Source organism: Thermomicrobiales bacterium (assembly GCA_041390825.1).
GTDB lineage: Bacteria > Chloroflexota > Chloroflexia > Thermomicrobiales > UBA6265 > JAMLHN01.
Genome location: JAWKPF010000009.1, coordinates 57382 through 81949, shown reverse-complemented (window position 1 = coordinate 81949; position 24568 = coordinate 57382). Strand labels below are relative to the sequence as shown.

Annotated in this window: 19 protein-coding genes; 7 read left to right on the top strand and 12 right to left on the bottom strand. The window is 57.9% G+C overall.

The features are described 5' to 3' along the window. Positions 1-33: 33 nt before the first annotated feature. From R2855_05700 to R2855_05645, 12 genes are all read right to left on the bottom strand, one after another. On the bottom strand, positions 34-732 hold the full coding sequence (locus R2855_05700; GenBank protein MEZ4530510.1) for a hypothetical protein: 699 nt from the start codon (positions 730-732) through the stop codon (positions 34-36). A 74-nt stretch (positions 733-806) separates the two neighbouring features. Continuing rightward, entirely contained in the window at positions 807-1298 is a 492-nt protein-coding gene (locus R2855_05695) for a DUF1269 domain-containing protein (GenBank protein MEZ4530509.1), read from the bottom strand. 43 nt (positions 1299-1341) lie between these two features. Beyond that, positions 1342-2862, bottom strand: a complete 1521-nt coding sequence (locus R2855_05690; protein MEZ4530508.1) for an MFS transporter — start codon at positions 2860-2862, stop codon at positions 1342-1344. A 132-nt stretch (positions 2863-2994) separates the two neighbouring features. Continuing rightward, positions 2995-3906 carry a carbamate kinase gene (gene arcC, locus R2855_05685; GenBank protein ID MEZ4530507.1) on the bottom strand — a complete coding sequence of 304 codons (912 nt, stop codon included), beginning with the start codon at positions 3904-3906 and terminating at the stop codon, positions 2995-2997. Between the two features lie 46 nt (positions 3907-3952). Further along, a complete protein-coding gene (locus tag R2855_05680; GenBank protein MEZ4530506.1) occupies positions 3953-6730 on the bottom strand; it encodes an HAD-IC family P-type ATPase in 2778 nt (925 codons plus the stop codon). Positions 6731-6741: 11 nt separating this feature from the next. Beyond that, entirely contained in the window at positions 6742-8256 is a 1515-nt protein-coding gene (gene nhaC / locus R2855_05675; GenBank protein MEZ4530505.1) for a Na+/H+ antiporter NhaC, read from the bottom strand. Positions 8257-8289: 33 nt separating this feature from the next. Next, positions 8290-9291: an ornithine carbamoyltransferase gene (locus R2855_05670; protein MEZ4530504.1), complete on the bottom strand. Its 1002-nt coding sequence runs from the start codon at positions 9289-9291 to the stop codon at positions 8290-8292. 58 nt (positions 9292-9349) lie between these two features. Then, on the bottom strand, positions 9350-10864 hold the full coding sequence (locus R2855_05665) for a hypothetical protein (protein MEZ4530503.1): 1515 nt from the start codon (positions 10862-10864) through the stop codon (positions 9350-9352). Beyond that, complete coding sequence (locus R2855_05660) at positions 10861-11364, bottom strand: hypothetical protein (GenBank protein ID MEZ4530502.1); 504 nt, start codon at positions 11362-11364, stop codon at positions 10861-10863. The genes R2855_05665 and R2855_05660 overlap by 4 nt, the downstream gene beginning before the upstream one ends. A gap of 18 nt (positions 11365-11382) precedes the next feature. Continuing rightward, a complete protein-coding gene (locus R2855_05655; GenBank protein MEZ4530501.1) occupies positions 11383-12645 on the bottom strand; it encodes an arginine deiminase in 1263 nt (420 codons plus the stop codon). Positions 12646-12909: 264 nt separating this feature from the next. Then, positions 12910-14241, bottom strand: coding sequence for an APC family permease (locus R2855_05650; GenBank protein MEZ4530500.1), 1332 nt, complete (start codon positions 14239-14241; stop codon positions 12910-12912). Between the two features lie 216 nt (positions 14242-14457). After that, the gene (locus tag R2855_05645) at positions 14458-14811 is read right to left on the bottom strand and encodes an SHOCT domain-containing protein (protein MEZ4530499.1); all 354 of its coding nucleotides are present in this window, start codon (positions 14809-14811) and stop codon (positions 14458-14460) included. Between the two features lie 756 nt (positions 14812-15567). On the opposite strand from R2855_05645, the gene R2855_05640 reads away from it, so the two are divergent. The 7 genes from R2855_05640 to sulP all read left to right on the top strand — a co-directional run bounded on the left by R2855_05640 (position 15568) and on the right by sulP (position 24383). Further along, the gene (locus R2855_05640) at positions 15568-18195 is read left to right on the top strand and encodes a LuxR C-terminal-related transcriptional regulator (protein ID MEZ4530498.1); all 2628 of its coding nucleotides are present in this window, start codon (positions 15568-15570) and stop codon (positions 18193-18195) included. Between the two features lie 239 nt (positions 18196-18434). Next, positions 18435-18914 (top strand): LURP-one-related family protein, encoded by a 480-nt coding sequence (locus tag R2855_05635; GenBank protein ID MEZ4530497.1) that lies wholly within the window; start codon positions 18435-18437, stop codon positions 18912-18914. Between the two features lie 23 nt (positions 18915-18937). Next, positions 18938-19447 (top strand): hypothetical protein, encoded by a 510-nt coding sequence (locus R2855_05630; protein ID MEZ4530496.1) that lies wholly within the window; start codon positions 18938-18940, stop codon positions 19445-19447. A 113-nt stretch (positions 19448-19560) separates the two neighbouring features. Then, positions 19561-20058 carry a DUF1269 domain-containing protein gene (locus tag R2855_05625; GenBank protein MEZ4530495.1) on the top strand — a complete coding sequence of 166 codons (498 nt, stop codon included), beginning with the start codon at positions 19561-19563 and terminating at the stop codon, positions 20056-20058. A 174-nt stretch (positions 20059-20232) separates the two neighbouring features. Continuing rightward, entirely contained in the window at positions 20233-20979 is a 747-nt protein-coding gene (locus tag R2855_05620) for a DUF4397 domain-containing protein (protein ID MEZ4530494.1), read from the top strand. A 69-nt stretch (positions 20980-21048) separates the two neighbouring features. After that, complete coding sequence (locus R2855_05615) at positions 21049-22485, top strand: DUF2252 domain-containing protein (GenBank protein ID MEZ4530493.1); 1437 nt, start codon at positions 21049-21051, stop codon at positions 22483-22485. A gap of 197 nt (positions 22486-22682) precedes the next feature. Continuing rightward, positions 22683-24383: a sulfate permease gene (sulP, locus tag R2855_05610; GenBank protein MEZ4530492.1), complete on the top strand. Its 1701-nt coding sequence runs from the start codon at positions 22683-22685 to the stop codon at positions 24381-24383. Positions 24384-24568: the final 185 nt, after the last annotated feature.

Genomic DNA, 24568 nt, shown 5'->3' with positions numbered 1-24568 from the left:
TTCGTTCACCGACCGCATGTCGGTTTCCTGTCGTTAGGAAGACTTCTCGAATCCATACCCCGACGTGAGGTCATACGGATCGAGCACAACTTGGCTCACCTTGGCGACACCATCCACGATGATGAAGCGGAAATAGTCGAGCACCTGGTCGCCATCCGCGACAAGTGGATCGGTGTTCAGAATGAGTACGCCAATTTGACCGTCGTCATAGGTGGTGGCGCTCACGATCGAGTTCACGGTGGCCCACTCTTCCTCCGATCGAGGCTCTCCGGGTGTCAATGCAGCCGCCACATCGGCGCGCAGATCGGCGGCATCCCAGGACGATCCATCGGTGAAGCCGATCGTCTCCTGGATCGCTTGATCGGTGAAGAGCGCATAAACCGCCGCCTTGTTGCGGGCGTTATTGCATGCCCAGAGCTGCTCGAGCGTGTCGACCACGAGCGCCTGGTCGGTCTCGCTCACAGGACCACCGGTCGGCAGCGCCACAACTCCACTTGCATCTGTCGGCTGCACAGGCTGGGAGACCGGAGTCTCCAGCAGGCTCGCCATATGGTCGGTGGATATCGGCTCAGTGGCGCAGTTGGCCGGATCGTATGGGCTCATCGAGACCGGGGTAGCATCCTGGGCGAACGTTGCGCTCACCGCCATGAACAGCATCAAGGCAACGCCAAGGACCGCGGCTATTCGGAACGCGGCGCGGTGATACTGAATCCGATCGATGTTATTCTTCATGCGAAGTCTCCTCTCGCATCTCATCTGGGTAACGACCCAAACGACCTGCGACCTAGATAGCGTGCGTGATTAACTCAACCTCCAGCGAGATCGAGCCTGGCCTGGATTTCCGCCAGCCGTTCGGCTGATATCGTTGTACTTCTGATAGTTCCTCCGAATTCCAGAAGGTCGGCGCCCGCACCCTCGGTGTCAGTGCCACCTTCGAATAGAACGACCAACGCTGATCCGCCTGATGCGACCTCGGATTCAATTGACGCGATGAATGGATCGTCCCGCTCATGTGCCTTCTTAGCTCCGCGGTGCGCGCCCAGTGCCGCTCCAGCTGCGATTCCGGCCACTGGAAGCGCGAACACAGCACCGATCACAAGTCCAAGTGTGCCGCCGATAACCGCACGTCCAAGAACCGGATGGCCACCTGGCCGTACAACGACCTTGCCGTTTTCGTTCGACATCCAACATGCGTCAATGATGTCGACTCGCTTGTCGAATCCAGCCCAGTCGACATGCTCAATTGCCTTGGCTGCAGTGCCGGAGTCTGGGTAGGTAATGGCAATGAGATCGGGCACTTCTGGTGCTCCTTTCGAAATCGGTCTCTGGCGCACTTGCTGGTCATGCACCCAGAACCGACGGCCGATCAGCGGTATTTTCAATGTCAGGGAGGCGAATCATACGGAACGAGAGAAACAATCCAATGATTCCGGCCAGCAACGGGACGAGAAGCGCTACCTGCAACGCAAACGGGCGTGCCTCAGAGTTGATTCGGAGCACCTCTTCTTTGGTTTCGGGCGGCACATCCGTGATAATCGCTTCAAGTTGCGTATTGCTCATGACTTCCGCGTCTTCATCCAACGCGGTAGCAACTTGTTCCTGCTCAGTTGGTGTGAGTACGGTGCTCTGATCGGCCAGGTCAGTGAATGCCCAGGCCAATGTTGCCAACATGATGGCTCCAGCGAGCGCCAATCCCACTGACAGCCCGAATTGACCGGCGGCGGAGTTCACGCCGGCTGCCTCACTGATGCGATCGTCAGAGATCGGAGCAAGCGTGTAGTTGTTGAGCTGTGAGACCAGCAGTCCCAAGCCGCTTCCCATGACGATCAAGGCCGGAGCAAAGGCCCATCCATTGTCTGCTCTGGGAACGATGATGATGAGCAAGGCAGATCCGATTGCCAACAACGCAAAGCCCGCACGCACGATGATGGCCGGCCGACGCTTGCCAGCTCGTCGCCCAGCGATCATGGCAATCGCAAACATGCTCAGTGACAGCGGAGCAATCGAGAGCCCCGATTTCATTGCGTTGTACTCGAGCACCATTTGGAAAAAGATTGGCAGCACGATCATCGCGCCACCGAGCGCCAGTTGCTGCAACATTTGTTGCGAGATACCCAGGCGGTAGTGCGGAGAGCGGAAGAGGTCGATGTCGAGCAGTGCGCGTTTTCCAAGGCGCTTCTGTCGCATCAACCAGTACACGAGCGCGCCCATCGCAAACGCACCAACCGCAATCAATATGGCGACGGACTCTCCACCTTCCTGCCAGACCAGGATCCCAAGCACGACGCCCCCCATCCCGATCACCGACAATACCGCGCCCGGAATGTCGATCCCTCGCTCGCCGGTGTATGGCACATCCTTCACAAGCTTGATGCCGGACAGGACGATGGCTATGATGACGACTTCCAGAGCAAACCCGACTCTCCAGGAGAGATAGGTTGTGATGAACCCGCCAATCAATGGACCGATTGCAGCAGCGATGGCAGCCGACGCGCCCACCATGGCGTAAACCTTCGTCTGTGCGGTCCCCTCGAAATTGCCATGAATCAACGACTGCATGGCCGGTAGGAGCAACGACGCACCGAGCCCACCGAGAATGGCCCAAAAGATGACAATGGCGGTCATGCTCTGCGCAAGCACCATCGCGGCCGCACCCAACGCGTAGGCCAACAGACCGAGAACGTAGGCGCGCTTGCGACCGATGAGGTCTCCGATCTTGCTGTTAATGAGAATGAACGATGCCGAAATCAACGCTTCGAGCGCAATCGTTGACTGAACCCGGCTGACTGTTGTGCCAAGGTCATAAACAACTGCCGAGATCGATACGTTCATTAGGGAGGTATCGACCACAAGCACAAACATCGCCATCGCGAGCAGAAGTGCAAGCCGTCGATCTGACCCAGTCAAGAGCCCGTCTTGTGGCGCTGACCCGACGCTCAAAGTGTCGCTGGTGATTTGTGTTGGGTTGTCCACAGAATCTATCGCTCCAGGGTGCTACGCGGAGAACCGCGTTCCCTTGTTGCCCGCAACAATGCCCTCGATGTCGTTGAGGGAACCGATCGCGGCGATGTTCCCGGTTTCCCGCACGAATTGAGCGGCTGCCTCTACCTTTGGCCCCATCGACCCAGCGGGAAACGACACGCCCTCGAGTTCGGAGAGCCGAATCGTCTCGATCCGGGTCTGATCGGCCGTCCCCCAGCCTCGGTAGACACCATCCACATCAGTAGCCATGACAAAGAGATCTGCGCCGATCTCACGCGCCAGGAGTTCACTGGCAAAATCCTTGTCGATAACAGCTTCGATTCCTTCGAGGGTCCGTTGGTTCCCGGCAGCAAACGCAGTTGGAATTCCTCCTCCTCCCGCGCAAATGACGAGCGTTCCCTTGTCGAGCAGCCAGCGAATGGGGCGAATTTCGAAGATGCGCCGCGGGGCAGGAGACGGGACCACTCGTCTCCATTTCGCGCCATCAGCTTTCATCACCCAGCCCTTTTCGGCAGAGATTCGATCGGCCTCGGCCTTTTCGTAGATCGGGCCGACAAACTTTGTTGGATCGTCGAACGCGGGATCGTTGGCGTCCACCTCGACCATGGTTAGGATTGTTGCAATCGGCTGGTCGGGTGGGAGCCTGTTCCCAAGCTCGATTTCCAGCAGATAGCCGATCATCCCCTCCGTTTCGGCGCCAAGTACGTCCAGTGAATATGGCTCCACACCGGAATAGGCGTGCGACTGAAGCGCGAGGAGACCGACTTGCGGTCCATTGCCATGGGTAACCACTACCTCGTGTTCAGCAACGAGCGGCGCGATTGCGGAGGCAGCAGTGCGGACATTGGCTTCCTGGTTCTCTTGCGACATTGCCTGCCCACGTTCGAGTAGGGCATTGCCCCCAAGCGCGATGACGATCCTCATGACTGCTCTCCTCTGGCTCAGTCGGTGACAATTGCTGCGATGTGCACTATGGGTTCGCCCCTTCGGGCGCAATTGAGACGGTTGCTCCCTCTGGCCGACCCGATTGTGCAGCAGACACTCCAAGCCAGCCTGTCTTGCCGAGCACCAGCTTCCCAACCTCATAGATCGCCAGCAGCAGGCCCGTACCCAAGAGACAGATGAGCCACTGATTCCTCGTGAGCGAGACCGTGTCGAAGATTCGTTGCATGAAATCCAGCTCGGACGCCAACACTGTCAAGAGCGTGACGAGACCAATCATGTACGTAAATCGCCGGTTGACGAACGTATAGAGCGATAACGCACTCCGGTCAGGATCGCGGGTCGTGATGGCAGCGACAACATGACAGAGCGACAAGGTTGTCAATCCCATGGTCAACGCCACTGGCAGGCCGTAGTGGTCCTCTGCGTACCTGACGATGCCAAGGACAACAACCGACATCAAGAGCCCCGCTGAGATCAGCCGAATCGCAAGGGGGCGTGGCAAGACGGCAGCGTTCGCCTGTCGCGGTCGCCGACTCATGAGTCCTGCCGTCGGGGCATCGAACCCCAAACCAATCGCCAACGGCACGTCAATCGCGAAGTTGATCCACAGAACCTGAAGCGGATTGAGTGGGCTGCCCTTCGCAATGTTGAAAATGCCGGCCAACACGAAGAGCGCGATGAATGCCACCAGAACGCCAATCTGGAAGCGAACGTACTTCATGAGGTTGTCATAGAGTCCTCGACCGCCCTCGACTGCCTTCACGATGGTCGCGAAGTTGTCGTCGGTCAGGATCATTTCGGCAGCTTCCTTGGTGACCTCCGTGCCGGTGATCCCCATGGCGACGCCAATGTCCGCTCGCTTGAGCGCGGGAGCATCGTTGACGCCGTCCCCAGTCATCGCCACCACGTTGTTCTGCTTTTTGAGGATGTCGACCAAGCGGACCTTGTCTTCCGGCGCCACGCGCGCGACCACCCCGATATTCGCCACGCGGCGATCGAGCTCCTCGTCGCTCATGGCAGCAAACTCTGCTCCGGTGATCGCCTCACCCTCGATGCCGAGTTGTTTCGCAATCGCAGCAGCAGTTGTCGCGTGGTCTCCTGTGATCATGCGAATGCGGATGCCGGCATCCTTGCAGAGCGCGATCGCGTCCTTTGCTTCTTTGCGCGGCGGGTCGACTATGCCCACCAGGGCCAGCATCTGCAAGTCCTGGACTTGCGCCATCAAGTTCCCATTTGGATCGAAAGACTTCGGAGGAATGTCTCGTGACGCAACCGCCATAACGCGCAGACCTTCGCTGGCCAACCGATCGTTTTCCGCCGACACGGTGTCACGGTAGGTGGCAATGTCGGTCAGCGACCCATCTGACAACCGCGCTGATGACGAGCGCGCGAGGATGACATCGGGCGCGCCTTTGACATAGCAACGAACGGTGGGCTTCCCGTCCTTTCCCTCCATTTCATGGAACGTAGCCATGAACTTGTATGCGGAATCGAACGGAACCTCGGCAACGCGCGGGTATTGCTGGCGCGTTCCAGAAACATCGATGCCTCCCTTGGCCGCCAGCACAACCAGCGCGGCTTCGGTCGGATCGCCGACAATTTCCCCATCTGAGACCACCGCATCGCAGCAAAGTGACATCGGCATGAGGATTTCATCGAATTCGGGCTCTCCTTCGCCGGCCACTCGCAGAATCTTGCCAACGGTCGAATACCCTTCCCCATCAATCTCGTATTTCCGCCCCGGGATCACCATCTGGCGTGCTGTCATCTGATTGAGTGTCAACGTGCCGGTCTTGTCCGAGCAGATGGCGGATGTGGCTCCGAGTGTTTCGACGGATCGCAGCCGCTTGATGATCGCTCCCTTTTCCGCTAACTGTTGCGTCCCGATAGAAAGAAGCGTGGTGACCACGGCCGGCATACCCGTTGGAATTGCTGAAATCGCGAGACTGATGCCCAGGAGCAACATCTGCTCAGCCGACTGGTCTCGATACAGTCCGATGGCCACGATGAGCACAAGCGCGGCGGCGGCAGCAATCGTTATCGCGATGGTGAGCTGGTCAAGCTGTTTGGTGAGCGGCGTTTTCTCCTGCTCCACCTGCCCAAGCATGTTCGAAATGGCGCCCATTTCCGTTTGCATCCCGGTGCCGGTTACCACCATCTCGCCTCTGCCACGTGTCACCGTTGTGTTCATGAAGGCCATGTTCACCCGGTCTCCGAGTGGCACGTCGTCAGCCGAGATCGTGGCAATGTCCTTGTCGACGGGGGCGCTCTCTCCGGTCAAACCAGCCTCTTCGATCTGCAACGACGCAGCATTGATCAGCCGTCCATCGGCCGGGACCTTGTCGCCTGCTTCGAAGGTAACGATGTCGCCTGGGACCAGCTCCTCTGCCGGTGTTTCCTGAATCTCACCGCTGCGGCGGACCTTGGATTTCATGATCAGCATTTTTCGCAGCGCGGCGACGCTCTCAGCGGCCTTTCCCTCTTGGTTTACCCCAAGCACAGCGTTGAAAACGGTCAACCCAAGAATCAGCAATCCAGTGCCAAGATCGCCCAGTGCTACGATGCTGATGACCGCAACACCAATGAGGACGATCTGCATCAGGTCCTTGTATTGGCGGAGGAATGCTTTCCAGGTAGGTTCAGGTGGTTGCTCAGCCAGCTTGTTCGGCCCGTACTTCGACTGCCGGCTGGAGACTTCTTCCAACGAGAGACCGATTGCGGGAACGACGCCGAGCTGCTTACAAGCATTCTCTGGAGAATCCTTGTACCAATGTTCATCACGGCCAACGGGCGCACTACTCATCTCGGACCTCCTCAGATAGCAATTCTGGCGTCGATTGCAGATTCGCCATCACGTTCCCCGTCTTTGAACTTTTCCATTCGGAATCCCAAGAATCCGTAAACGATGGAAAGCAAGGGGTTGATCAAGTTGAAGAAGCAATAGGGAAGATAGTCAAATGTTGCGACTCCCAGCACCGCGGCGTGATATGCGCCGCATGTATTCCAGGGAATGAGCACGGATGTTACTGTCCCATTGTCCTCAACAATGCGAGAGAGCGTTTCCGGCCGATACCCCCGGTTTCTGAACTCTTCTTTGAAAGTCTTTGCTGGAATCACGTCTGCAACATACTGGTCACCAGCGAGAATGTTGAGTCCGATGGCGCTCGACGCTACGGCAAGAGTCAGTCGCCCGCTGGATGTGGCGTGCCTTAAGAGTGGAGCAACCAGCGCGTCGAGATACCCCGCTCGCTCCATTACTGCTCCGAAGGTAAGGGCGCCGATGATCAACCACAGCGTCGTGAGCATGCTGGACATACCACCTCCGCTGAAGAGTTTGTCGATGGAGGCATTTCCTGTTTCGAGTGTGAATCCAGTTCCCGCGGCCGAAATGATCGCTTTGATGGAGGTCAAGACCGGACCCAAACTCGGATCGGCGACGAAGGCATCGACCCGGTCACGTTGCGTGAAACAGGCCAGAATTCCGGACCCAAGCGCAGTGAGGTAGATCGCAACAAATGGAGGAAACCGGAGCACACTCAAGACGATAAGAATGACGATCGGTAGGAGCGTGACCAAGCCGATGTTGTACGTCGCGTCGAGCGTCGCTTTGACTTCGTCGACATTCAGTGAATTTGAGGTAGGGTTCGCTCGCAAACTCAGTGCCAAGAAAAGTGCCGCGGCGATGCTAAACGACGGGACAACAGTCCACATCATTGCCTTGATGTGAGCGGACAGCTTGGCGCCAGTGATGCTTGGCACAAGGACCGTGGTCTCAGAGAGCGGGCACATCTTGTCGCCCATGTACGCCCCCGAGATCGCAGCTCCCGCCGTAATTGCGGGATCCATGCCCAGTACCTTCGCGATTCCCACAAATGCCACGCCAAGAGTTCCAGCGGTCGTCCACGAACTGCCGGTTACCAACCCCGTGATTGCACAAACGATGCTGACCGCGAAATAGAAATAGCTCGGTTCGAGCAGATCAAGGCCGTAATAGACAACGGTCGCAATCGTGCCCCCCATGTTCCAAATCCCCAACAACGCACCGACCCCGAGCAGAATGAATATCGCGCCCAGGCCAGCGGAAATGCCCTCGATGATTGCAATCCGAAGATGGTCGAACGACACCCCGCGACGCGCGGCCAACATCGCCACAAAGAGCGACGTTGTCAGGAGACTCACCTGGATCGGTCCGCTGCTCGAATCGAGACCATAGAGGTAGACCGACAATGCCAGCAGCGTGACAAGCACCCCAACAGCGACCAATGCTTCGGCAAGCGAAGGCGTCGGAATTGATTCGTCTTGTCGAGCACTGGGCAAGTCGGCAGACATCGCGGCAATCCCGGTCGACGACTATTGACGGTCCTACGAAGCCAGGGTTGCGACCAGAATCGCTTTGATGGTGTGCATGCGGTTCTCGGCCTGATCGAAGACGATCGAGGCCGGCGACTCGAAGACCTCTTCCGTAACTTCCAGCCCAACGATCCCGTATTTCTCTTCGATTTCCTTGCCCACCTTTGTCTCGTTGTTGTGGAACGCTGGCAAACAGTGCATGAACTTGACGTTCGGGTTGCCCGTTTGCGCAAGAACCGCGGCATTGACTTGATACGGACGCAGCAGCTCGATTCGTTCGCCCCACACCTCCATCGGCTCTCCCATGGAGACCCAGACATCGGTGTGCACGAAATCTGCGCCGCGCACTCCCTCACTGATGTCTTCGGTCAATGTGATACGCGCGCCGCTCTTTGCCGCCCATTGCTTGCATTTCATTACCAGATCGTCGTGTGGCCAGAGGTGCTTCGGGGCGACGATGCGCACATCCATTCCAAGCTTCGCGCCGGACTCCAGCAACGAGTTGCCCATGTTGTTGCGAGCATCTCCGAGGAACGCGTACGCGATTTCTTCCAAAGGTTTGGAGCTGTGCTCGCGCATGGTGAGGACATCCGCAAACATCTGCGTTGGATGAAACTCATCTGTCAGCCCGTTGTAGACCGGCACACCGGAATACTGGGCGAGTGTCTCGACCATCTCCTGCGAAAAGCCGCGGTATTCGATTGCGTCGTACATGCGGCCAAGCACGCGGGCGGTGTCCTTCATCGACTCCTTGTGGCCGATCTGCGACCCCTCTGGTCCGAGGTACGTCACATGAGCGCCCTGGTCGTACGCGGCGACCTCAAATGCGCAACGCGTGCGAGTCGAGGTCTTTTCGAAGATGAGCACAATCTCCTTTTTCCGCAGGTATTCGAATTCATTACCGGCCTTCTTGGCTGCTTTTAACTCGGCCGCCAAATCGAGCAGTCGGACGAACTCGTCCTTGGTCAACTCGCCAACATCCAGTAGGTCACGTCCCGAGAATTCGAATTTCATCTGTCTTGTCTCCCTTGGATCCGGAACAACCGGACTGCGCGCTTTCAAAACGTCGACATCAGCTCTGCAGGGCATTACCTCCCAACAGGATCAAGACACTCAAGATTCCAAGCGCTACGACGACAGGAATCGCGAACTTCACCCATGTGGGATAGGGCACCCGGGCAATGGCCAAGCCGCCCATCACGACCGCATACGTGGGGGTGAGCAACGCAACCAATCCAGAGCTGAATTGATATGCGGACACAACAAGAAATCCGGTGACTCCGGCGAAGCCAGCAAGCGGCACCAGGATCGGCATCGTCACAGTCGCCAAACCGGAGCTGGAAGGAATGAGAAATGACAACGGAATGAACAAGAGGAAGAGCAGGATAAGGAAGGTGGCCCCACTCAAGCCGCTAACCGCGTCTTCCGCCCAGTGCAGGACCGTGTCGGTGATTTGACCGTTGTTCATGATCACGGAGATACCCCGTGCCACTCCAACGATCAACGCAACCCCAAGCAGGTCGCGAGCCCCATCGACGAATCCATTGGTCAATCCTTCTTCGCCAAGCCCGCCGACGATCCCGATCAGGATCGAAAAGAGAATGAACGAGGCGCTCATCTGAGGAAACCACCACCAGAGGGTGGGCAACCCAAGCCCGAGATCCGACCATGGAATGACCCCGTACATCATGAAGAGGAATCCTAAGAAGAAGAGAATCAGGCAAATCTTCTGCTTTCCGGTCAGCGACTCATTCACCTCTCCGGCGCTCGAGGAGAGGAATTTCTGCTCGTTCTCTTCCTTCATGCTGAAGACGAGCGATTTGGACGGGTCATTTTTGACCCGTTCCGCGTACCGCATCACCCAGAAGATACCGATGGCCGAACCAACTACGAGCATGACTAGCCGCCCGGGCAATCCGTCAGCGATCGACTCATCGGCGAATCCGGATGCGATGCCGGTCGAGAACGGATTGATTGTCGACCCAATCACACCGATCCCAGCACCCAGCAAGAGAATCGCGGCGCCGGTCAGCGCGTCGTATCCAGCGGCAATCATCACTGCGACAACGAGTGGGTAAAACGCGAGTGTTTCCTCCGCCATGCCGTACGTGGAGCCGCCGAGTGCGAAAATGCACATAAGTACCGGGATCATGAGCTTCTCGCGCCCTTTGAGCGACCTCACCAAGCTGTTGATCCCAGTGTTGATTGCTCCGGTTTTCATCGTCACACCCAGAAAGCCTCCGACGATGATTACAAAGAGCGCGACATCGATAGCTCCATAGAGCTCACCGTAGTTGAATGCGTTGACATTCCCGGTTTCATCCTGGATGCCGTACATGCCCTCGATTGGGGCGCTGAGTGAATCGCGGATGATGCGCGCTGGCTGAGCATCGACCTCGTGATATGTGCCAGGGATCGGCTCGCCGTCAGCATTCAGGTCGTAGACCCCTGCTGGGATGAAGTACGTGGAAATGGCCACGATCACGATCAGGATGAACAGAATCGTGTACGCGCCGGGCATCTTGAAACCGTGCTTTTTCTCGGACGGCTCAGGTTGAATCGGCGTTGAAGCAGCAGCTTCGGTCATTTCTCTTCTCCCTCGGCGACCACGGATGGGACCGGGCTCCCCGTTTGTTGCACCAGCCCGAGATCCGATTCGACGCGTGCAGCGATGGCATCGATCGCGGACGCACTCCGCTTGAGCGCGTCCTTGCTTACCTGGTTCGACGCATCGATCGCAGCTTCCTCAACGATCGCCTCAGCCTCGTTCAGGTTCGCCAGGGATTGTTCGAGGAGTTCGGCGGCCTCTGCAGGCGGTACTGATAGCGCTTGCTGATATTGCCCCGACGCTTCCTCGAGCGGCGCGATTGCCGACTCGGGCAACGTCCCCCCATCTATCAAGAGTTGGATCGATGTCGCGGGTGACAGGAGCCCAATGGATGCCTCGAAAGCGCCGGCTTCCAAGTCCGCCGTGGTGTTGGCCGCCTGGGGGGCGACCGTCTCGCCATCCGCACGGTTGTCCGTGACAATAAGCGCGACGATTCCCACCGCTGCGATGACTCCAAAGAGATACGCCCAGATGCGCATGGGTTCTCCTATCCTGACCTAGATCGGGTCGCGAAGGATCGGGCAGGTCATGCAGTGGCCGCCGCCACGTCCCTTGCCAAGCTCAAATCCCTGGATCGGAATAACCTCGATTCCGGCTTCGCGCATCTTGGAGATCGTGAAGGTGTTTCGCTCGTATGCGATGACGACCCCTGGTGCCAATGCAACCGTGTTGTTGGCATCGTCCCATTGCTCGCGGGCCTGTTGATACGTATCGCCACCGGTTCCAACCACGTGAAGCCTGGATACCCCAAGCGCATCCTGGACAGCCCCCAGGAAGCTCCCCTCCTCGGTAACGTGAAAGTCGCCCTCTTTCTTCCCGGGACGCAGGCTGATGGCTCGGATCTTGTCGACAACCTCGGTGTACGCAGTGACGACGTCGCGATCGAGCATGGTAAATACGGTGTCGAGATGCATGTGGGCTCGGTCTTTGCCCATCACTGCGGCGATCACGCGCTCCGCTTGCCCGGCCTTGAACAACCCATGCGCGATCTGTTCGATCATGCGGCCTGTCGTGCGCTCGCTCATGCCGATCAGCACGGTTCCGTTGCCGATGGGTTGCACGTCACCACCCTCGAGCGCAGCCTGGCCGAAATCGGTCAGGATGGCCTGCCCGTCCGATCCTCGGTGGGGGTACCACCAGTCGAAGTCGGCACCATCGAACATCGGGTGATAGCGATAGATGATCATCATGTTGAAGGCCTCGCGGCGGCGCGCCGGCCAGTACATCGGGTTTACCGAAACGCCGCCGTAGATCCAACATGAAGAGTCACGGGTGAAGAGGGAATTGGGGAGCGGCGGAAGGAGGAACGCATCTGGATCGTCGCTTGCAGCCGCAAGCAGGGAGACCGAGCCAAGTCGCTTCATGTCGAGCCCGGACTCGCCGATCGTGAGGCCACCGAGCAGATGTTTTGCCAGCACATCTGGCTTGAACCCCTGGAGGAGCGACTGAACTTCGTCGGATGCTGACCACCCAACCGTATAGGCGCCGGCGACATGCTCGATGATTCGATCGCGCGCCACGTCGCTGGCCGCCAACGCTTCCGCAAGAAGATCCTGGACGTAGAACACCTCGGCGCCACGGCTGCGGAGCACCTCGACGAATGCATCATGCTCGCGTTGCGCCTGCTCGACCCAAAGCACATCGTCGAAGAGCAGTTCGTCGTGATTCCCCGGTGTTAGCCGTTTCAGGCTCAACTCCGGGCGATGGACGATGACCTTCCGCAACGTCCCGACTTCGGAATGAACTCCATAGCCGCTCATTGTTTCCACCTCCAATCGCCCGCGGAGAGACGGGATCGAACTCCTGACGAGTTCGATCCTATTCGCCGGTGCAGGACGCCGTAATCGCTGGAAAGTGGTAATCGAATGCATTCGAGGAGTGAGCCGAACTAGCTCAAACCTGGGCAAATGACGACCCTCATGGCACTGCTTGGCGCTGTCGATCGGGCTGGAGTGAGCCGACGCCCAGCGTCTTCTTGAGGTACCGATGCATCACTCAACCGCGCGGTTCTAGTTTCAGACTGCTCAGACCGTAGACGTGTCCGACGCTTCCTGTGTGGGCAGTGGTTGGTTGAGCCAGCTGATACCGCGCCAAATTCGATCGATGATCACTGCCAATACGAGAAAGATCACCATGGCGATGGCCGTTGCCGGCTCGTCGACTAAGGTCACAAACGTGAAAACCAGCAGTGTGATCACGACTGTGATGATCGAGAGATAGATGATCCAGCGGCGAGCGCCGGTTTCATCGATCAGCCGCAAGTGAGCGATTCCGACCAGCATGAAAATGAGCAACGCCACCGCGCTTCCAATGGAAGCGATGGCTGACAAATCGAACATCAGCGTCAGCGCGATGACAACGACCGTCGAAATGACAGTGCCCAGGTTGCCGTAGTTCCCCGTCTTCTGCCCGAGAACCGGTGGGAACTGGCCGATCTCGGCAAGGTAGGCGGTGACACCGGTCGTCGCGAAGAACTGCGAGTTCACAGCCGATGACGTGGAAAACACTGCAGCAATGGTCATGATGGTGAAGCCTGCCGCGCCGAGCACCGGTTCAGCAGCCGCTGCAATTGCCGTGTTTCCGGCGGCAATCACCTCATCGAGCGTCAACATCCCGAACACGCCGATCGCAATTGCAACGTAGAGCGCAGTGGTCAGGATGAGTGATAAGTACATTGCACGCGGCAGGTTCTTGTCGGGGTCGTCCATATCGGGTCCAATGAACGCAACCACAGAGAATCCGAGAAACGCGAAAAACGTGATGGCCACGCTCGAAATGATCGACGAGACGCCCGGATACCCATCTGGTGATAGGAGAGAATAGTCTGCATTGCGAAGCGTGATAAACGCGAATCCGCCCAGGATCGCTACAACTGCCCAGACGATGCCGGTTTGTACGCGGGCGACGGCTCCGCGAGCAAGTTCCATGTTAAGCAGCGCCATCACGATGATGATGCCAATCGCAAGCAGTTTCTCCGCCTGGACCGTCACGTCATCCCCGAAGAAAAGCGCTCCGGCGTAGCTACCGAATGACAACGCCACCATCACAGTGATGAGCTGACCCACCAGGTAGAAGAGCCATGACGTTGCCCCGGTCATGTGGCCGTTGCCAAATCCTTTCACAAAGAATTCGAGCATCCCGCCGCGTGAAGGGTAGACGCGCCCCAATTTGGCAAACGAATAACCCTGGAGGAGGGAGATACCACCGGCAATCAGGAATGAGAGCCACACAGCAGTCCCAGCGATTGCTCCCGCCTCGCCAAGCAATGCGAAGATACCTGCCCCGACCATGGCACCGATGCCCATGAACGCCGCGCTGAATGTGCTGATCTTGCGCGGACTCGTCGCCGACTCCATACGGTCCCGTCTCCTGCTCTGCTGGTGAACCCGCTGGCCCCGTTGCCTTTCGAGTGCGGTTGGGCAGACCGTCGTACTCGAATGTCGAGTAGCGGCTCAATGCGCCCCTCGCCGCCATGACCGCTTGCCGAACGTCAGCATGATTGCAAAGTCACAACACGAGAAGGAGTTCGCTCGACCGGAAGTAAGACCCAGGGCGACACACGACCGAAAACGTCATGAACCCAATAGCTTGTTCTTTGCGGCTTCGAATTGTTCTGGTGTCAGAAGCCCTGCCGCTTGCATGGTCGATAGCTGCTGAAGCTGAGCCATGATGTCGGATCCTCCAGTGGCCGATTGAGCGCCGCCGGCTTGCTGGTTCTGCATCGCATTCACCTGTGCTTGCAGGTCTGCGATTTGCGCCTGGCTATCGTATGCAGCCTGCTGCACCTGGTAGTCTTGCTGTTGTTGCATCGCCTTGTTCTGATATCGCTGATCCTGGCGATGATGCACAGCTCCGGCAGTGCCAGCCACGACCGCCGTCGTGGCCATTGTGCCGATGATTCCTGGTCCGCCTCGTCGTCTCAACATGGCACTGATTCTCCGCTTCCTCAGCTCAAAGCCTTCTTCGTATTCGCAAGTGGCAACGATCCCAACGCGACTTCCTTTTTGGACTCGCGCAGAAGCAATCCTGCCGATTTCGTTTCCGATTCCCTGAACTTCGAACTCTCGTCACCTGTGTTCCGAAAACGCATGTGCGATCAGCGATTCGAGCACCACCATGGTCCCGGATCCGACACCGGTAGAGCCCAACACGCGATCAGCGCCCGTATCCAACGCAGGTCGAGCCAAGCTACAGGTAACTTCCTCTCATGGATCTATGGGAACGGATCGGCAGCGGACGAGTATGAAAGCACGCTACTAGATTCGGAAACGGACAAGTATCCCTGCAAAGAAGTAATTGCAGCGGTAGCTGTTTGCCCGACCGGGTTTCGCCAGGTAAATTGCTGAAGGGTGTCAATTCGAGTCATCCTCAAGCCGCGAGCAATCGACGCCGTACTGGCATACCATGTGAACAGTGGCAATCAGCCTGGATCTGGGCGTTCCCACCCAGGCCGGGAGCGACACGATACCAGTACGAGCCGATGTCCCGAGGAGAACGTAGCGAGTGACGACCGTCGAGCCAGACTCAGTCAGTCGTTCTGAATTGGATAAGATCTGAGACCTCATACGTGACGCCTCATGCATTCGCTCGAGCTCGTTAGGAGTCCCAGTGGAGGTAGCCGGGACGTGTCGGATCCGAATCAACCTACGATCAGAACCTCTCTCCAGCCGCGGGAGCGGCTCTTGCTCACCAAGCTGCGCGCCCCCCGAGCCGCCAGCGATGGCGTGATCCGCGATCGCTTGATTCGCGAGATCGATCGGGGAGTCGAGGGCAAGCTGACACTGGTAGTCACGCCTCCGGGGTATGGTAAGTCGACGCTGGTGAGCCAATGGCAGTCGGAATCCGATCGCGCTTCCGCATGGCTTTCGCTCGATGCCGGAGACAATGACTTCAGGATCTTTCTTTCGTATGTTGTAGCTGCCATCCAGTCGATCGATGATTCTCTATGCCACGGAACGGCGGCAATGATCAACGATCCGTCCCAACCCCCAGCGCGCCACCTCATAGAGTTGCTGAGCAATGAAGTTGCTGAGTCTACGCGCCCGTTCGTGCTGGTTCTGGACGACTATCACGTCATCGAGTCGGACGAAGTACAGGACGCTGTCGCCCAGTTGCTGAGTCTGATGCCAGCGAACATGTCGCTCATCCTGACGTCACGAACCGACCCGAGTCTCCCGACGCTAATCATGAGCGCACGCGGGGAGCTGGTCGAGCTTGGATCCGGCGATCTCAGGTTCACCACTGAGGAAACTAGATTGTTCCTGATCGAACGCCAGCACCTCGATCTTCAGGAGGCCGATCTGGAAGAAATAGAGCGATGGGCAGAGGGTTGGCCCGTTGCCCTTCGACTCTTGGCTGCAGCGCTTCGGCGACGCTCCCCCACTGAAATTCGCAGCTTGCTCGAATCCCTTACGGACAACGTTCCGTCCGTGTCCGAATATCTCTGGGATGAAGTTATCGAGAACCAGCCCCCAGAACGAAAGAGTTTCTTGCTTCAGACTGCGATCTTGCGCGAAACCAACCCGGAGATCGCCACCGAGGTCGCTGGAGTCCCCGCGGCAGACGAGCTGCTCAGCATTCTGTCACGCGACAACATCTTCATTTCTCGTTTGGACGGACCAGGAAACTGGTACCACTCTCACCACCTCTTTACGGATGTGCTGCGCCAGCGCCTCGTACGCGAGTACGATGTAGAAGCGGTTCGGGAGTTGCATGTCCGCGCGGCCCGGTGGTACGAGACGAACCAATTCACATCCGAGGCCGCATACCACGCTATCCAGGCTCAGTCGTGGCAATTGGCAGCTCACTTGCTGGTGCAGATCTGCAAAGACTTCTTTGATCAAGAACGGATTGGCATTCTCTTATCGTGGTTGCAGGACCTTCCCGACGAACCGCTCGCGATAGAACCGAGATTGGGTTATTGGCTCGCGTGGGCGCAAGTGCGTACTGGACGACCGCGAAAGGCACACCACTCGCTCGAGGTAGCGGAAAAGGCGATCGAGGGCCGAGAGGGCGATCCGGTCGTCGCGCGTGCGGCATTACAACTCCAGGTGCTCAAGTCGCTTTTCGCCTGGGCAACATCAGAGGGAGAAGCGGCCGCCGCCGCAGCCCTCGAGTATTTCAACCCTGAAGACCTGTCCGATCGAGCGCGGACGCTCATCATGCTGGGAATGCTTCTCGAAACCGGCGGGAAGCTGAAAGAAGCCGAGCGCGTCCTCGACGAAGCCAGAACCGTCAATAGTCGACTCGGTGTCCGCGGTTTCCAAGTTGCCGAACTTGCGGCAACCGGGCTCGTGCAACTTTCGCAGGCCAAGTTGCGAGAACCGGCGGAGGTCTTTCGCCGCGTTATTGCCATTGGTGACGAATGGAACGATCTCGGTTTGCAGAATGCGCATCAGAAACTTGGCGGCATCCTCTACGAATGGAACCAGCTCGACGAGGTCATCACGCATGCAGACCTGGCCGAAGCGTTGGCTCGCCGCATGGGCGCTCCATTTCACTTGGCTCAGATTCCGGCGCTTCGTTCGCGAGTCGCTGCCGCGCGCGGCGAATGGGATCGGGCCTTTGATGAAATCGAGCTCGCAATAGCCGGCGCGGAAGGGGCAGGATACTCGGGAATCGTTCCGGTCTTCGAAGAGATGAGGTCTCGCCTGTGGCTAATGACCGACCAAATCGCACTCGCCCAAGGCTGGCGCCAACACCTCGGCAGCGAGATCACCAACTCAGCGCGATACCAAGATCTGCCCATCGTACTGACAGCGCTGCGTGTGCAGATCCGCGATGGACACGCTCAGGAAGCCCTCGCGCATCTGGATTCCCTCTGCCGAATGGCGACCCAGCAGCGCTGGAACCGAGTCCTGATTTCGATACAGTGCCTACGAGCTCTCGCTGAGGTGCAGATCGGAAACGATGTGGCAGCTCGCTCCGCCATTGGACATGCGTTGCAGATCGGAGCCGGAGAAGGGTTCCTGCGAACGTTCCTGGACGAAGGTCCGCTTCTTGTCCAACTGTTGAAACGCGTCTCCCTCGAATCGGGACCACATCGTGCGCAGGCAGTCACACTGTTCGCAAGTGCAGGCGAACCCTATCTCTCGACGACCCCAATCGATTCGGCGCAATCTGTTCTGAGTCCGCGCGAACGCGACGTTATGCGCCTGGTTGCCGCCGGCCTCTCGAATCGAGATGTCGGCGACGCTCTCTTTATCTCAGAAGAGACCGTCAAGACTCACCTCCGGCGCATCTTCGACAAGCTGGACGTTTCCAGCCGAACCCAAGCGATCAATCGCTCTCAGCAACTCGGTCTGCTCTAGCCTTCGATTCTGCCCATTTTCCCGTTATCTCGACGAGTACCCCTGACCATTACCGCTTTCTGGTGATGGTGAGGTGCGACCACGCCTGTTACGTTCGTTGTGGCGAAACCCGCTGCGTTGACGGAGGTACAGGCGAGTTGAACCAAATGGACGATGACAAGCCGATCACGTCGTCAAGCAGCGACAGCGCTGATCCTGGAGGCGAAGACCCAACACGGTCACGATCGAACCGCTATCGGATGACGTCAGATCTAGCTGCGCTCGGCACAGACTTCCTGATCCTCAACGCAGATGGAGAACATGTGCTGCGTATCAGCGGAATCGAACTTGCCGAGAGAGACACGATCGTTGTCGAAGACCTCGCTGGTCGCACGCTCTTCCGGGTTCCTGCACATCACGTGCGCAAGACCGATCGTCTCACCATCTACGACGCAACGGGAACAGAGACAGGAGTGGTGCACCGATCGCTCGCAAGTCCACTCCGAGACCGTTTCTCGATTGAACTCTCGAACGGGATCTCGCTCGAGGTTAAGGGAAGCCCGGCTTCCTACGAGTTTTCGATTGTCGGACCAAGCGGCATTGTCGCAGCCATATCTCGAAAATGGTTTCGGACGACAAACTCATATGGAATCGAAACTACTCCGGGCCAGCCAGACGCACTACTCATTGCAAGCGTTGTTGCCCTGGATCTGATGTCACATGGTGGAACGCCGTCATAAGTTTATGTTGCCGAGAGTCGCTTATGAACACAGTCGGACCACTCCAGTTGGTAGTCATTAACTTCGACAGCGCAGTACTGCCAACATTGGCGCACGCGCAAGTCGATCATCTGCGTCGAAGGAGTTTGATCGGACTCATCGACAGCGTGGTCACCGTGAAGGGAAAAGATGGAGAGCTCATCGTTCTCGATACGCTCGATGCTCCGCGCGGCGATCCACGCTGGAGCGGTCTGCTCAGCAAAGCACTCTTTGGTCTTCCAAACCAAGGTTCTTGGAAGGCGAGATCGTTCCCGGAACCAAACAGTTCGATCGAGAGGCAATCCGACTTTAGCGTTACCGAAGAGCAACTCCTCGAGATCGCCGACCTGATTCCGGTCAATTCACGCGCGCTCATTTTGCTCATCGAGCACCTATGGGCTGCTGAACTAGACATCGCTGCTGCTGAGGCGCACGGGCACGTACTTGCGAATTGCTGGATTACACCAACGCTCCTCTCGCAGATGCTTCTGCGCGAGCAACCGCTCCTCAAGTAGTGAAATAAGGAGGACTCTCGACCGGCAGGACTGAATTGGCTCACAGAGCGGAGCGACGAAAATGGCGCGATCTATGTGGTCGCAATGCGAATTTCGAAACTGGGAAAAGGAACATGACAACGCTCACGGCATGGAAGTTCGATACGGTGGACGGAGCGGATCGGGCGCTCGCGGTTCTGAAGAGCCTGCAAGCTCAGCGAATCGTCACGATCGAGGACGGAGCAATTGTTCGCTGGGAAGTCGGTAAGAAGAAGCCCAAGACAGAGCAACTCGTTCATCTAAAGAGCGCAGGAGCGCTGAGCGGTGCATTCTGGGGCATGCTCTTTGGATTGCTTTTCTTCATTCCGTTCCTGGGTCTTGCGATTGGCGCGGCGGCTGGGGCGTTGACCGCGAGTTTTCAGGACTATGGCATCGATGACAATTTCATCAAGAGTGTGCAGGGAAAGGTGACTCCAGGCACGTCTGCGCTCTTCCTGCTCGGCGAGGTCACCGCCCGTGACCGCGTCATTGCACAGCTCAAGGATGCCGGTGTTGCGCCTGAGTTGATCGCCAGCAATCTATCAGCCGAGCAGGAAACCGCCCTGCGAAATGCCTTCGGCGAGGAAGAATAGACCGTCATTGTACGCGCCGCGACAAGAAGTTCAGCACGAACGGTCGCAGCCGTGCGGACCCGCTGAAAGACAGAAGGGAGGCGTGTGAATGGTCTCAAGGTAGTCGCGCATTTCGCCTCAACTATCGATCGTCATTCGATGCCAATTCGCATTCATCACGGAAAGGGATCACCAATGAAATCACTTCGACTTCGGTTTCTCGTCATCGCGGCAGTCGCCGCACTTGGATTGGGCATGCTGGCCTCCATGCCGGCCGCCCGCGCTCAGGACGGCACTCCGACCAATGAGTTTCCGGTCAACATTCGCTTTGTCAATGCGATGACATCGCTCGACAAGATCGATGTCTATATCAACGGCGATGAATCCGATCAGCGCGTTGTCGAAGGACTCGAGTACGGCACCGTTTCCGATGCCTATCAGGGAACCGCTCCTGTCACCGCTGTCATCGTCAAGCAGAATGTCAACAGCGGGTTCGACCGATATCTGTACCAGGTCGTGGTTCCGACGGAAGCCGGCAAGGAGTATCTGGTCGTCGTTTCCGATCTACTCATCATCCCGACCGAGGTCGACCTCTCCGCCACTGGTGAGGACCAGGCGCGCGTTCGCGCGATCAATGGCGCAGCTCAGGCGCCAGCGCTCGATTTCTATCTCACCCGTGCCAGCGATGCGACGGTGGTTGGCGATCTGTCTCCGGTCGTCACCGACGTCCGCTTTGGTCAGGCAACTGACGCGGGCGAGGTGCACTCCGGCAGCTACGACATCACCGGCAAGGCCACTGGCACAGATACCGTCGCGGTGGAGAGCAACGGAGTCTCGATCGAGGCAGGGCAGTCCTACACATTTGTCGTCATCGGGAGCCCGGGATCGACCGACCATCCGCTGACCATCCTTCAGGTCGGTCAGGCAACGACAGCTTCGTAGATCGCCGAAAACGGAAAATGGAACCGCGCGCAGTGGCGCGCGGTTCCCGGACAACAGGAACGTCATGCTATGGCACATCGACCTTCAGCCACAGAAACCGTCACCTCGAAAGCGAGCAACGGAAGTTCCGCGGAATACCGTTCCGTTTCGGGGCGTGTCGAGCTCTTTACTCCTGACCAACGCAGGGACAAGGGACGAGCGCAGCGCGTAGCGGTCCCACGCCAAGCGCATGAGATCTTTCAGAAGAGCGCCTACCGTCCGGATCCGGTCGACACACTGGTTCAACAAGGCGAGAGCCGCCTCCAGCACCTGCTTCCCATCCGCTATGGACGGATGATGGCGTCTCCGTTTGCGTTCTTCAGGGGTTCGGCGGCGATCATGGCATGGGATCTCGGCCACGCAACAAGCACCAACCTGGTAGCGCAGCTTTGCGGCGACGCACACCTATCGAATTTTGGATTCTTTGGCTCGCCAGAACGCGTGCTTATGTTCGACATGAACGACTTCGACGAGACCATCCCGGGACCATTCGAGTGGGACGTGAAGCGGCTTGCTGCGAGTGCGGTTCTCGCTGGGCGGAGCAATGGCCTTTCGGACCCCAATTGCAGGGACATTGCTCGATCTTGTGTATATCAATACCGCAAGAAGCTGATAGAGTTTTCCGAGATGACGACGCTCGAGGTCTGGTATTCCCATGTGACTGCAGAGTCGTTGCTCGATTTCATTCCGAACGCACGACGCCGTAAAGATGTCCTAGCCAAGATCCAGAAAGCCCGGGGAAAGGACAGTCTCTACGCGGCGGCGAAGCTCACCGATGCTGCTCATGGCGACCTTCGCATCGTCGAGCGACCGCCCCTGATCGTGCGGCTGCCTGAAGACGAGGTGGGAGCCGTTATCCAACCCGTCTTCGCCAAATACATGCAGACGCTGACGGATGATCGGCGCGCGCTACTCGATCGTTATCGCTACATCGACTCTGCCATTCGCGTCGGTGGGGTCGGAAGCGTGGGAACACGCTGTTACATCGTCGTCCTTGCTGGGAAAGACAGCAGCGACCCGCTTGTGTTGCAGCTCAAAGAAGCAGGTAGCTCGGTCTTGTCTCAATATGTCCGATTGAATCCGTACAAGAATGAAGGCGAGCGCGTAGTGCAGGGTCAGCGCCTCATTCAGGCAGTCTCCGACCCCTTCCTTGGTTGGGTGAGGCACACAACGGGCAGGGACTTGTACGTGCGGCAGTTGTTCAACATGAAGGCTTCCGCCGATCTGGCTTCGATGAAGGCGTCACTCTTTGCGACCTACGCGGGTGTCTGCGGCGAAATTCTTGCGCGCGCACACGCGCGCTCCGGCGATGCGCTGCAAATCGCGGCCTATCTCGGAAAGAACGAAGAGTTCGATCAGGCGGTGGCCCGCTTCGCGATGAGCTATGCAGACCAAGCAGAGGCCGACCACAAGGCATTGGTGGAAGCAGCAAAGTCGGGAAAGATCGAGGCCGAGCTGGGAGTCTAGTCATGTACTTTGCGCTCGTCGCACATGCGGCCAGGTTGTCCGCAACGAGCCCCAAATTCATGACGAGGAGACCGGCATTCGAAACTGTTGGTCTCGCTTGCGCAATCGACGCCATCTCGGTATAGGTCCAAGGCACCAGAACTCGTGCCTTCGGTGTCCAGCAGTTCGCAATGCGTGCCGGAGCAGCGAGATCGGCAATGACCAAGGCGCTTCCGATCCTCAGCTTGAAAGAGACATACCAACGATCGTTCATCCGCGGCGACATCCTTGCCGGTGTCACCGTTGCCGCGTTGGTCGTCCCAAAGAACCTTGGCTACGCTGAAATTGCCGGCGTTCCGATCGAGAATGGCTTGTACGCCGCGGCGGCCGGCGCGATCCTGTATGCCATCTTCGGAACATCTCGGCAAATTTCCACCGGACCGAGTTCTGGACTGGCCGCTGTCGCCGGCAGCGCGGTGATTGCCGCTGGGGTTGCACCAGTCACCCAAGCGGCCGCGCTTGTTGCCGCCATTGCCATCGTCGCTGGACTGCTCTTCGTCTTGATGTCGATCCTGCGTATGGGGTGGATCTCGCAGTTCATCTCCAAGGCAGTCATCACTGGTTTTCTCTTCGGCGCCGCCATCGATGTGGTTGTCGGCGAGCTTTCCAAGATCACAGGGACAGACGCGGATGGCAGCAATGCCTGGCGTGAACTGTGGAGTTGGGTGAGTGGGCTCGGGGATACGCATTCCACGACTCTTGCCGTCGGAATCGCCTCCCTGGTAGCGCTGTTTGGGATGCATGCGCTCTCTCCGCACCTTCCGGGGGAGCTCATTGTGGTTGCGGCGGGGATCTTCTTCTCACGACTATTCGGGCTGGACCAGCGTGGCGTTGCACTCGTTGGTGAAGTGCCCCGCGGATTGCCATCACTCGCGGTGCCGTCCTGGGACCTCGTATCAGATCACGCTGGTTTGATTCTCTTGGCTGCAGTAGCAATTGTATTGATCGGTTTCTCGCAGAGCGCCGGAGACGCACGGTTCTTCGCCGCCAAGCACGATTACCGAGTCGATATCGATCAAGAGTCACTGGCTCAAGGAGTCGCGAACATCGGATCGGGACTTTTTCAAGGGATTCCGGTCGCGACGAGCCTTTCGGCGAGTTCGCTCAACGACCGAGCCGGCGCGCGAAGCCAGTTTGCCTCTTTGGCCACAGGCGGCACGATCATCCTCACACTGATTTTCCTCGCTCCACTCTTCTCGGACTTGCCGAAGGCAGTGCTCGGCGCGGTTGTCATCGAAGCCGTCACGCTCGGCATGATGGATGTGCCTGCAATGCGACGACTCTATAGGGTTAAGCGCTCCGACTTTTGGATCGCTCTCGCGGCGCTGACTGGAGTCGTCACGTTCGGGGTACTGGCGGGTGTCCTGGTCGGGGTGATGCTCTCGATTCTTTGGCTCCTCAAGGTCGTTACCTCCCCGTCGGTCTCCTTGCTGGGACTTGCGAAGGGCACGCACGTGTTTCGCGATCTCGAAGCACATCCCGACAGCACGCAACTTCCGGGCATTGTGGCCGTTCGACTCGAGGGAGCTCTGTTCTTCGTGACCGCCGACTCCTTCGAGGACCGCGTCCACACGCTGGTAGAAGAAGCGCCCGTCGATGTGCGTCTGGTTGTTCTGGATTTTCAGAGCGTGAATTTCATCGACTCCCAGGGCGCAGCGAAACTCGATCGAATCGCGCAGTTCCTAACCGAGCGAGGAATTGCGCTCCGTCTGGCGCGAGTCAAGCCATTGGTGATGGATATTCTGATTCGCGACGGGATCGTTCAGGCGATCGGAGAGGAGAGCTTCTTCCTCGATGTTTTCGAGGCGGTGCACGATGCATCGTCGACCGAGATCGGCCACGTACCCCAGGATCCGTGATTCGCCCGTCGATTCTTGTTCCTGCGCTGACGAGGACGAAGAAACGCACATCGTCCAGGTCACACGGGTTGATTGCTGAGACTCACAGAAGAATCGACTGAACCGCTATGGCGAATCTGCACATTGCGTAGTGCTGGATTCGAAATCATCCGGCACTCGAATACGTACCGAACTGCTCCATGCAA